Raw genomic sequence first — 10,729 nt, 5'->3', positions numbered from 1 at the left:
CCGGCACGCACGGTGGCCGCCGTCGCGTGACGCGGGCGGGGTCCGGGCGAGGTGCCGGGCCGGACGCTAGCGTGCGAGACGTCCACCCGCTCCCGCCCGGAGGTCAGCCGTGACCGGAACCCTCGACCCCACCGCCGCCGGCACGGTCGGCGACGACGCGCTCGCGGCCCTGCTCGCGGACGCCCGTGCGCAGCGTGACGACGTCGTCGCGCTGCGGCACGCCCTGCACCGCGCGCCCGAGATCGGCCTGGACCTGCCGGTCACGCAGCGGCTCGTGCTGGACGCGCTCGACGGCCTCGGTCTGGAGGTCACGACGGGCACGGGGCTGTCGTCGGTCGTCGCGGTGCTGCGCGGCGGGCGCCCGGGACCGGCGGTGCTGCTGCGCGGCGACATGGACGCGCTGCCGGTCCCGGAGGAGTCGGGTGAGCCGTTCGCGTCCGAGCACCCGGGCGTGATGCACGCGTGCGGGCACGACCTGCACACCGCGGGCCTCGTGGGCGCGGCCCGGCTGCTCGCGGCCCGGCGCGCGGACCTCGCCGGGTCGGTCGTCCTCATGTTCCAGCCGGGTGAGGAGGGCGACCACGGCGCGCGGGTCATGATCGACGAGGGCGTGCTCGACGCGGCCGGCGAGCGCGTGGTGGCGGCGTACGCGCTGCACGTGATGTCGTCGCTGCTGCCGACGGGCGTGGTGATGTCGCGGCCGGGCACGATCCTCGCCGCGGCCGACACGGTGCACGTCGCCGTCGAGGGACGCGGCGGGCACGGCTCGATGCCGCACCTCGCCGCCGACCCGGTCCCCGTGGCGGCCGAGATCGTCCTCGCGCTGCAGGCGATGGTCACGCGCCAGTTCGACGTGTTCGACCCGGTCGTCGTCACGGTGGGTCACATCCTCGGCGGGACGACGGACAACGTCATCGCGCCGACGGCCCGGCTGGAGGCCACGGTCCGCACCTTCTCCGAGGCCGCGCACGCGGTCGTCCCCGAGCGCCTGACCCGCGTGTGCGAGGGCGTCGCGGCCGCGCACGGGCTGACCGTCACCGTCGACTACCAGCGCGGCTACCCCGTCACGGTCAACGCGCCCGACGAGGTGGCGCGCGCGGCCCGCGTCGTCCCGGCGCTGCTCGGGCCCGACGCGTGGCACGAGGCGGCGCAGCCGCTGCCCGGTGCCGAGGACTTCTCGTACGTGCTCGAGCGGGTGCCCGGCGTGTTCGTCGCGGTCGGTGCGACACCGGCCGGCGAGGACCCCCGCACGGCCGCGTACAACCACTCGGCGCACGCCCGGTTCGCGGACGACGCGCTCGTCACGGGTCCGGCGGTGCTCGCCGCGCTCGCGCTGGACCGGCTCGCGCAGGGCTGACCGGGCGGGACGGAGCGCGGCGGCCGGGTGGTCGACGCGACCGGCAGGCGCACCGGCGGCGCCCGGGCCGGTAACCTGGAGGGTCAGGACGTCGAGGGGACGTCGTCACGCAGAAGGACAAGGGGTTGCCGTGCCCACCGGCAAGGTCAAGTGGTTCGACACCGAGCGCGGGTTCGGGTTCATCGCCGACGACGACGGCGGTGAGGTCTTCCTGCACGCGTCCGCGCTCCCCGCGGGCGTCACGCCCAAGCCCGGCACCAAGGTCGACTTCGGCGTCGCCGACGGCCGTCGCGGCCCGCAGGCGCTGTCCGTGAAGATCCTCGACCCGCTGCCGTCCGTCGTGAAGGCCGCGCGCAAGCCCGCGGACGACATGGCCGTCATCATCGAGGACCTCATCAAGGTGCTCGACCGCGTCGGCAACGACCTGCGCCGCGGCCGCTACCCCGAGAAGGCCCGCGCCACGCAGTACGCCACGCTGCTGCGCCGCGTCGCCGACGACCTCGAGGCCTGAGCATGGCCGTCGCCACGAAGGACGCCGTCCTCGGCAACGCCGTCGACCTGGCCCGCGAGGTCGCGGTCGGCATCGCCGAGGACCCGGCGGACGTCGGGGAGCACCTCGGCCACGTCGTCGAGGGGGAGCGGCTCGTCTCCCACCGGTTCGCGTGCCTCGCCAAGGGCTACCGCGGCTGGGAGTGGACCGTCACCGTCGCGCGCGTGCCGCGCGGCCGGACGCCCACGGTGTGCGAGGCCGAGCTGCTGCCCGGCGACGACGCGATCCTCGCCGCCACGTGGGTGCCGTGGTCCGACCGCCTGCGCCCGGGCGACATCGGCCCCGGCGACGTGCTGCCGTTCCGCGCCGACGACCCGCGCCTCGAGCCCGGCTGGACGCCGACCGGCGACGAGGAGCTCGACTCCGTCGCGATCGACGAGCTCGCCCTCGCACGCGTCCGCGTGCTGTCCCCCGAGGGGCGCGACGAGGCCGCCGAGCGGTGGTACCGCGGCTCGCACGGCCCGACGACCGCCGGGGCGCTCGCGTCGTCCGCGGCGTGCGCGTCGTGCGGGTTCCTCGTGCCGATCCAGGGGTCGCTCGGCACCGTGTTCGGCGTCTGCGCGAACGCGTGGTCGCCCGACGACGGCAAGGTCGTGAGCCTCGACCACGGCTGCGGCGCGCACTCCGAGACCGACGCCGACGCGCCGCCGAGCGACTGGCCCGCGCCGGACCCGCTCATCGACGAGACCCGTGTCGAGGTCGTGCCGCACGCGGCGCGTGCCCAGGAGCCCACCGCCGAGCCCGCGGAGACGACGCCCGACGTCCCGGCGTCGTCCGCGGCCGTCCCCGACGACTCCGCTCCCGCCGAGGACGCCGCCCCCGAGGGCGCGCCGGTGGCCGAGACCGGGACCGACCCGGAGCAGTGACGTTCGACGCCCTCGGCACCGCGGCCCTGCGCGCCGCCGTGCTGGGGGCGTGGCGCGCGTCCCCGGCCCGCCTGCGGGAGGACGCGAACACCGAGGAGGACCACGCGCGCGGCTACTACCGCGACCGCCTGGTGGTCGAGCTCGCGCAGAACGCCGCCGACGCGGCGGCGCGGGCCGGGGTCGAGGGTCGCCTGCTGCTGCGGCTCGCACGCGCGGACGACGGCACGCTCGTGCTGGTCGCGGCGAACACGGGTGCCCCGCTCGACGAGGCGGGTGTCGCGTCGCTCGCGTCGATGCGGGCGTCGTCGAAGCGGCCCGACGGCGGAACCGCACCGGACCGGCGGGTCGTCGGGCGCTTCGGCGTGGGGTTCGCCGCGGTGCGCGCGGTGTCCGACGAGGTGTCGGTGGTGTCGACGACGGGCGGCGTGCGGTTCAGCCTGCGGGACACGGCGGAGCTGCTGGCGGAGGCGTCGGCGGGGGTGCCGGCGCTCGCGGACGAGGTGCGGCGTCGCGACGGTTCGCTGCCGGCGCTGCGGGTGCCCCTGCCGGCGGACGGGTCGCCGCCCGCGGGGTACGACACGGCGGTGGTGCTGGAGCTGCGCGACGAGGTCGCGGCGGACGAGGTGCGCGGGCTGCTGCGGGCGGTCGACGACGCGCTGCTGCTGGCGCTGCCGGCGCTGGTCGAGGTGGTCGTCGAGGACCTGACGTCCGACGAGCCGCCGCGGCGCGTGGCGGACGTGGGACGACGCTGGCTGGTGGCGTCGGCGGAGGGCGAGCTGCCGCTCGCGCTGCTCGCGGACCGGCCGGTCGAGGAGCGGGCCGCGCGGGACTGGCGCGTCACGTGGGCGCTGCCCCGCTCGGGCCCGCACCCGGGTGTGCGGGTGGTGCACGCGCCGACCCCCACGGACGAGCCGTCGACGCTGCCGGCGCTGCTCGTGGCGACGCTGCCGCTCGACCCGACGCGTCGCCGTGTCGCACCGGGCCCGTTGACGGACGCGCTGCTCGACCGCGCGGCGGAGGTGTACGCGACGCTCGCGCACCGGGTCGCGGCGGACGACGGGGACGCCCTGGCGCTCGTCCCGACGGGGCTCGCGGACGGGGTGCTCGACGGCGCCCTGCGCGCGCGGGTGGTCGAGCGGCTGTCCCGGACGCCGCTGCTGCGGCGCGCGGGGGTGCAGGAGGACCCGGACGGCGGCGACGCGCTGGTCGCGCCGCGCGACGCGGTCGCCGTGCAGGGCGAGGGCGGTCGCGGCGAGGCGGTCGCGGCGCTGGGCGGCCGGGTCGCGGGGCTCGTCGCGCTGCCGCCGGGGCGTGAGGCGCAGGCGCGCACGCTGGGTGTCGAGGTCCGGTCGCTCGCGGACGTCGTCGAGGACCTCCCGGCCGTCGCGGACGCGGCGTGGCCCGAGCTGTACGCGGCGCTGGAGGGGCTCGCGGACGACTCGCGCACGCGGGAGGCGCTCGGGGCGCTGCCGGTGCCGCTCGCGGACGGCCGGGTCGTGCGGGGTGCGCGCGGGACGCTGATGCTCGACGGCGACCTCGCGGAGCGGCTCGGTGCGGACGCGCTGGACGTGCTGGGCCGGTGGGGGCTGCGGATCGTCGACCCGGCCGCGGAGCACCCGCTGCTGCAGCGGCTGGGCGCGTTCGAGGCGGACGCGGAGGCGCTGCTGACGCAACCGGCGGTGCGCGCGGCGGTGCTCGCGGCGGCGGACGACGACGACCTCGACGCGGCGGCGGAGGTGACGGACGCGGTGCTGACGGTGGTCGCGGCGACGCTGCCGGGCGGCCCGCCGCCCGAGGCCCGCCCGTGGCTGGGGCTCCTCACGCTGACGGCGGCCGACGGGGAGCCGACGCCCGCGGACGGGCTCGTGCTGCCCGACGGTCCGGCGGCGGCGCTGCTGGACGACCGCGTCCTGGCGCCCGTGTCGGTCGACGACGTGGACCGGTGGGGTGCGGACGTGCTGGTCGCGGCGGGTGTGCGCGCGGACCTCGTCGTCGTGCCGGTGGGGCACGTCGTGGCGGATGCGGCCTCGCTGGGCGACGACACGTCGGACCCGTGGGTGCTGGCCGCGCAGTCGCTCGACGGCTGGGAGGAGTACCTCGACCACCTCGCGGACCGGCTCGGTCCGGGCGCCTACGTGGGGGAGGCGGTGGCGGTCGCGGACCTGGACGCGGTCGCGGACGGGGCGTGGCCGGCGGTGCTGGCGCGGATCGGCGGGGAGCCGGCGCTGCGCCGGGCGCTCGTCGAGCGGGTGCGCGGCGAGAGCGCCGCGACGGCGCCGTCGTACACGGCGTGGTGGCTGCGGACGCACGCCGGGCTCGCTCCGACAGGCCCGTTCGCGGCGAGCGGCGCGACCGGCGCGGGCGGGGTCGGCGGTGCCGACGGGCAGGCCGGGGCGGTCGACCCGGTGGTCGCCGCGCTGCTCCCGCCCGCGCCGGACGCGCTCGCGGCCTGCGACGTGGGCGTGCAGCGCGCGCTCGGCGGCGTCGCGACGCTCGCGGAGGTCGACGAGCAGGCGTGGACGGCACTGCTCGACGCGTGGCCGGTGGGGTCGGCGGTCGAGCCGGGCGTCGCGGCGGCGGTGTGGCGCGCGGCGACGCCGGACGTTCCGCCGCAGCGGGTGCCCGCGCTCGTCGGCGTGGGGCGCGTCGCGGTCGTGCGCGCCGAGGACGCGGCGGTCGCGGACCGGCCGATGTGGTGGCAGCGCACGGACGTCGCGGCCGTCGTCCCCGGGACGGCGCGCACCGCGGAGCTGCTGGACCTGCCGCTGGTCGACGAGCTCGCGGCGGGGGAGGTCGGGGGCGACGGCGAGGTCGTCGACGTGCCGGCCGAGGCGCGCGCGCTGCTGCCGGGCGCACCCGCGACGTGGGTCGAGCACGACGACCTGACGGTCGACGGCGCCCCGGTGGACTGGTGGGTGCAGGGCGCGGGCCCGGACGCGGTCGTGCACGCGGTGCACGTCGCGGGGCTCGCGGCCGGGCTCGCGCAGGCGTCCGGGCGGTGGGCGGCGCGGTTCGCGGTCGAGACGGTGCTGCTCGACCCGACGCGCGCGGCGGAGGTGGCGCTCGACGCGGCCTGGGACGTCGCGGACTGACCGGCACGCGGTGAGCCGTGCGCCCGCAGGCGCCCCGCCCGGCGGACGGCCAGGACGCCCCGACGGCCCCCCGACGGCCCGACGGCCTGGTCGTCAGGCGGCCGCGGTCGCCAGGGCCGTCGCGGTCGCGAGCGCCTCCGGGATGGCCGCGAGGTGCACGTGCGCGACCTCGATCGGCTCGTACCCGGCGGCGACGACGGCGGCGGTGTCGTTCTCCTCGTGCGCGAGCACGGCGGCGAGCACGGGACCGAGGGGGCCGGTCTGGTCGCGCAGCGCGTCGGCGATGGCCTCGGACACGCCGGACCGCTCGATGATCGAGTCGATCGAGAGCTTGAGGTGCGACGCGACGGCGGACAGCATCCCGACGACGTACCCGGAGTCGGTGCCCGCGAGCCGCGAGCACGTGAGCGCGCGGGTGAGGACGGACCAGAGGGGACCGACGGCGGCGGTGCGGGCGTCGACGAGCGACGCCATCGCGAGCGCGTTGAGCTGGCGGGGGCCGACGAGCACGACGGCCTGCCGGACGGAGTCGATCCGCCGCCGCACGCCGCTCGCGCTGGAGTTCACGAGGTGCAGGACGCGCATCGTGAGCTCGGGGTCGGACTCGACGACGTGCACGACGGCGTCCTGGTCGGGGTACTCGGCCGAGAGCAGGCGGACGAGCTCGAAGCACTGGACCTCGCCCGCGGACAGCTGGCGCCCGGAGTCGGAGCGGTGCCGCTCGAACATGGGGCCCTGCAGCAGGTCCGCCCCGGCGGACAGCGCGGCGTGGATGCGGTCGCGGGAGTCGGCGCGCTCGGCGATGACGTGGGCGCCGCACTTGTGCACGTGCGCGACGAGGTCGTCGAGCCGGTCGAGCTGCGCCGCGACGTCGATCTTCACGTAGTCGACGATCGTGAGGAGCTCGTCGTGCGCGGGCAGGCCGGTGTAGTCGCCGAGGGCGAGCCCGTAGCCCATGTGCTTGAGCGCGATGACCTGCTCGACCGCGTCGTCGCCGGACGTCATGTGGCCGGGGATCTCGACGACGACGCCGCCACCGGCGGGGGGCAGGTCGTAGCCGCCCATCATCACGCGCGTGGTCGCGCGCAGGATCAGCAGCTTGTCGCCCGCGAGGAGGTCCGGGTCGAGGATCCGGTACTGGGCCTCGACGAGGTGCTCGACGCGCTGCTCGGGCTCGACGGAGCCGTCCGGGGCCATGACGGACGCGCGGACCGCGTACCCGAACACCGACCGGTCCGGGTGCACGATCGGCTGACGGTGGACGACCGCCGATCCGACGTGGGCAGGCGGCTGGTCCAGCTGGTACATGCGGGTCGTCCCTCTCCTCCGAGGTGCGAAGTGCTGCTGGTCCCCCTATCGGCAGGAGGCGTGCCGATCTGAGGGGCCGGGGACGACGACGCCCGTCCGGACCCGTGGCGGTGTCCGGACGTGGGCCTCGAGGTCAGCCGACGGGTGCGCGCAGCGGCCAGTCCTCGTCGAGCACGGACTGCACGGCGAGGCCGCGTGCCCGGTCGATCAGCACGGGCGCGAGGAGGTTCGCGGTCGGGGGCTCGCCCGTGGCGCCGGGGTGCACGACCACGAGCACGACGACGTCGGCGGCGTCGGTGTCGACGCCGAGCACGCCCGGGCGGATCCGCGGGTGGTAGTCGGGGAAGTACAGCGTCGGGCTGACGACGAAGAGGCGGACCTCGCGCTCGTCGGGGTCGACGGACCGCAGCGCGAACAGCACGCCGGTGTCGTCGAGCGCGTCGAGCACGTACCGGGTGCGGCCGGGCAGGCCGGGGAGGGCGGTGACGAGCCGCAGCTCGCCGGGGACGTCGAGGACGTGGCCGGCGACGGCGACGGGCACGGTGGCGGGGGCGATGTTCATCGGAGGAAGTCCATCAGGCTCGGCTGGAGGACCTTCGCAGCGGCGCCGAGCGCGCCGTTGTAGGCGACCTCCTGCATCTGGATGTCGAGGATCGTCTGCGCCAGGTCGATGTCCTCGATCCCGGACAGCTGCGTCTTGGTGGTGAGCTGGTTGCTCACGATCGAGGTCTGCGCGGAGCCGACCTGGTTCTGCCGTGCACCGACGGACGAGAGCTCGGTGAGCATCGCGTCCATCCGGGCGTCGATCGCGGCGAGGTGCTGCGGGGCGTCACCGCCGGAGCGCAGCGTCGCCGCGACCTCGTCGAGGAGCGCGAAGACGGACGTCGCGCCCTCGCCGAAGACGGCGGACCCGTCGGCGTCGACGCGGACCGTCGTGGCGTCCCCGACGCGGCGGTCGACGGACGCACCCGCCGTGCCGGTCCAGGTGTAGTCGGGCCGGAACGCGCGCCCGGCGTCGGACGTGCCGGCGAAGACGGTGCGGCCGGCGTACGACGCGTTGGCCTGGTCCATGAGGCCGTCGCGGACGCCCTCGATCTCCGCGGCGAGGGCTTCGCGCGACGTCGGCCCGAGGCCGCCGTTGCCGCCCTGGATGGTGAGGTCGCGCGCCCGGCGCATGGCCGCGAGCGACGACTGCAGCGCCGAGTCGACGGTCGTGAGCCACGAGTCGCCGTCGGTCGCGTTGCGGGCGTACTGCGTGAGCGCCCGCTGCTCGCCGCGCAGGCGGAGCACGTCGGACGCCCCGGCGGGGTCGTCGGACGGCACGGTGATCTTCTTGCCGCTCGACAGCTGCGCCTGCAGGTCGGCCATCGACGTGAGGTTGCCCTGCAGGTTCGCCAGCGTCTGCCGCTGGACTGTCAGGTGCGTCACCCGGGGGATCATCGCGTCACCTTCCGACGAGGCCGGTCTTGTTGATGAGCACGTCGAGCATCTGGTCGACGGCGGTGAGGACGCGCGCGGCACCCTCGTAGGCCCGCTGGAAGGCGAGCATGTTCACGGTCTCCTCGTCGGTGTCCACGCTGGTCGCGGCGAGCTGCTGCTGCTCGGCGGTGACGCGCGCGGACTCGGCGACCTTGGCGCGCGACGTCGCGCTCGACGCGCGCACGCCGAGGTCGACGACGGTCGACGACCAGTGCGCGTCGGGCCCGGTCTCGCTGGTCTTGAGCGCGGCGATCGCGTCGCCGACCGTGCCGTCGAGGGCGCCCTTGGTCGGGTCGGCGACGGCGACGTCGGCGGCGGACGTGATGGCGACGGTGAGGCCGAGCGCGGCGGGCCGGCCCGCCTGGAACGTCCAGAAGTCGCCGGTGGTGCGCCCGTCGACGGTGACCGCGCTGCCGTGCAGCGCGTTGACCTGGGTCGCGAGGGTCGTCGCGAGCGCGTCGTAGCGTGCGGCGGCCTCGGTGAGCATGCCGCCGGTGCCGGTCGCGTCGGGCGGGGCGAGCACGGACAGCAGCCCGGCGACGCGGCCGCCGTCGAGGCCCGCGCTCTGCGTGGGTCGCTCGGCCCAGACGACGCTGACCGCCTGGCCGGCGGTGGCCTGCGCGAAGGACGCGGCGCCGGTGACGGCGAGCTCGTGGACGCGCTTGCCGGAGACGAGCGCGTTGCCCCCGACGAGGACGTCGACCTGCCCGTTCTCCCGGGTCGTGGCGGACGCGCCGACGAGCGACGAGAGCTGCGTGACGAGCTGGTCGCGGCGGTCCATGAGCTCGTTGGCGGTGCCGCCTCCGTTGGTGATCTCGAGGATCCGCGCGTTGAGGTCGGCGACGCCGGCGGCCGTGGTGTTGACCTGCTCGACGAGCCCGGCGGTCGTGGTGCGGGCCTGCGTCCACTGCGTCTGGACGGACGAGTAGAGGCTCGCGATGCGGTCGGCGACGGCCTTCGAGTCCTGCAGGACGACCGCGCGGGCCGCGTTCTTGTCGGGCGTGTTGGACAGGTCGGACCAGGCGCCCCACATCGTGGCGAGCTGGCTCGCGAGGCCCGTCTCACCGGGCTCGCCGAGGCTCTTCTCGAGCACGCCGTACGCCTCGGCGCGTGCCGACAGGTAGGACGCGCCGGCGGTCTGGGTGCGCAGCCGCAGGTCGAGGAACACGTCGCCGAGCCGCTCGATCCCGGTGACGCGGACGCCCTCGCCGGCGCCGTTGTTGACGGAGAACATCGAGGGGACGTTCGCGGCGGGCAGCGCGGACAGCGACGCGCGCTGCCGCGTGTACCCGACGGTGTTGGCGTTGGCGACGTTCTGCCCCGCGACGTCGAGGGCCTGCCGCTGCGCGATCAGGGAGCTCAGCGCGGTGCCGAGGCCGGAGAAGGTGCTCATGCGGTGGGGGTCTCCTCAGAGGGTGCGGTCGACGAGGCGGGCGGCGGGTGCGGCCGCCGCGGTCGTGCCCGCGCCCGTGTACGTGTGGACGTCCTGCAGCGTCGCGAGCGTCTCCTGCGTGGCGCGGTGGGAGAGCGCGAGGAGCTCGCGGTTGCCGTCGGACAGCTGGCCGATCTCGGCGGCGAGCGACGCGAAGGCGTCGCGGTGCGCGCGCAGCAGGTCGTCCCAGGGGGCGGGGGCGGCGGCGGCGATCTCGGCGAGGCTGGCCTCGCCGGGCAGCCCGAGCGTGACGGCGGCGAGCTCGGCGGCGAGCGCGCGCCCGAGCTCGGCCGTGCGGATCTCGTCGAGGACGGTCTCGACCTCACGGGTCGCGTGACCGAGCCAGCGGGAGCGTCCGCTGGTGAGGATCAGCTGCTCCTCCTCGAGCTTGAAGAGGAGGAGCTCGAGCAGGTTGCGCTGCTGCCACAGTGCGTCGGAGAGCCCGTTGAGGGGCATGGGTGTCCTCCAGGTCCTGCCCGGCGGGGTCCGTCGGGCGTCTGCACCCTCCATCGGCACGGGTCGGGCGATTGTGACGAGTTCGCGGCAGATCGCCTGGACGGTGGTGGGAGCGCTGTCACACAGGAAGGTGACGGGCGTGTCGTCGAAGCGGTTCCGGACGCGCGCGTCCGGTGCGCCGGGAAGCGT

General features: G+C 76.4%; 9 protein-coding genes. 4 read left to right on the top strand and 5 right to left on the bottom strand.

The genetic code is table 11. The annotated features are described in order from the left end of the window. Positions 1-109: 109 nt before the first annotated feature. From OOT42_RS16795 to OOT42_RS16780, 4 genes are all read left to right on the top strand, one after another. Entirely contained in the window at positions 110-1,357 is a 1,248-nt protein-coding gene (locus OOT42_RS16795; RefSeq protein ID WP_273652294.1) for a M20 metallopeptidase family protein, read from the top strand. A gap of 130 nt (positions 1,358-1,487) precedes the next feature. Beyond that, positions 1,488-1,868: a cold-shock protein gene (locus OOT42_RS16790; RefSeq protein WP_273652293.1), complete on the top strand. Its 381-nt coding sequence runs from the start codon at positions 1,488-1,490 to the stop codon at positions 1,866-1,868. 2 nt (positions 1,869-1,870) lie between these two features. After that, complete coding sequence (locus tag OOT42_RS16785; protein ID WP_273652292.1) at positions 1,871-2,773, top strand: DUF3027 domain-containing protein; 903 nt, start codon at positions 1,871-1,873, stop codon at positions 2,771-2,773. Continuing rightward, positions 2,770-5,865, top strand: coding sequence for a sacsin N-terminal ATP-binding-like domain-containing protein (locus tag OOT42_RS16780; RefSeq protein WP_273652291.1), 3,096 nt, complete (start codon positions 2,770-2,772; stop codon positions 5,863-5,865). Before OOT42_RS16785 ends, OOT42_RS16780 begins: the two co-directional genes overlap by 4 nt. 93 nt (positions 5,866-5,958) lie before the next feature. Here OOT42_RS16780 and OOT42_RS16775 read toward each other — a convergent pair whose 3' ends face one another. The 5 genes from OOT42_RS16775 to flgN all read right to left on the bottom strand — a co-directional run bounded on the left by OOT42_RS16775 (position 5,959) and on the right by flgN (position 10,540). Next, a complete protein-coding gene (locus tag OOT42_RS16775; protein WP_273652290.1) occupies positions 5,959-7,173 on the bottom strand; it encodes an EAL and HDOD domain-containing protein in 1,215 nt (404 codons plus the stop codon). 133 nt (positions 7,174-7,306) lie between these two features. After that, positions 7,307-7,735 (bottom strand): flagellar assembly protein FliW, encoded by a 429-nt coding sequence (locus tag OOT42_RS16770; RefSeq protein WP_273652289.1) that lies wholly within the window; start codon positions 7,733-7,735, stop codon positions 7,307-7,309. Then, positions 7,732-8,613: a flagellar hook-associated protein FlgL gene (gene flgL / locus OOT42_RS16765; protein WP_273652288.1), complete on the bottom strand. Its 882-nt coding sequence runs from the start codon at positions 8,611-8,613 to the stop codon at positions 7,732-7,734. The genes OOT42_RS16770 and flgL overlap by 4 nt, the downstream gene beginning before the upstream one ends. A gap of 4 nt (positions 8,614-8,617) precedes the next feature. Next, a complete protein-coding gene (gene flgK / locus OOT42_RS16760) occupies positions 8,618-10,045 on the bottom strand; it encodes a flagellar hook-associated protein FlgK (RefSeq protein WP_273652287.1) in 1,428 nt (475 codons plus the stop codon). 15 nt (positions 10,046-10,060) lie between these two features. Continuing rightward, positions 10,061-10,540 (bottom strand): flagellar export chaperone FlgN, encoded by a 480-nt coding sequence (gene flgN, locus OOT42_RS16755; protein WP_273652286.1) that lies wholly within the window; start codon positions 10,538-10,540, stop codon positions 10,061-10,063. Positions 10,541-10,729 lie beyond the last annotated feature (189 nt).

The sequence above is a fragment of the Cellulomonas fimi genome (assembly GCF_028583725.1).
Taxonomy (GTDB): domain Bacteria; phylum Actinomycetota; class Actinomycetes; order Actinomycetales; family Cellulomonadaceae; genus Cellulomonas; species Cellulomonas fimi_B.
The sequence above is the reverse complement of the archived record's forward strand: the minus strand, read 5'-3'. Positions and strand labels throughout refer to the sequence as shown.

Bases quoted from the DNA above. Each gene is read 5' to 3' on its own strand.
- OOT42_RS16785 (WP_273652292.1), top strand. From the start codon at position 1,871: ATGGCCGTCGCCACGAAGGACGCCGTCCTCGGCAACGCCGTCGACCTG.
- OOT42_RS16775 (WP_273652290.1), bottom strand. From the start codon at position 7,173: ATGTACCAGCTGGACCAGCCGCCTGCCCACGTCGGATCGGCGGTCGTC.
- OOT42_RS16770 (WP_273652289.1), bottom strand. From the start codon at position 7,735: ATGAACATCGCCCCCGCCACCGTGCCCGTCGCCGTCGCCGGCCACGTC.
- flgL (WP_273652288.1), bottom strand. From the start codon at position 8,613: ATGATCCCCCGGGTGACGCACCTGACAGTCCAGCGGCAGACGCTGGCG.
- flgK (WP_273652287.1), bottom strand. From the start codon at position 10,045: ATGAGCACCTTCTCCGGCCTCGGCACCGCGCTGAGCTCCCTGATCGCG.
- flgN (WP_273652286.1), bottom strand. From the start codon at position 10,540: ATGCCCCTCAACGGGCTCTCCGACGCACTGTGGCAGCAGCGCAACCTG.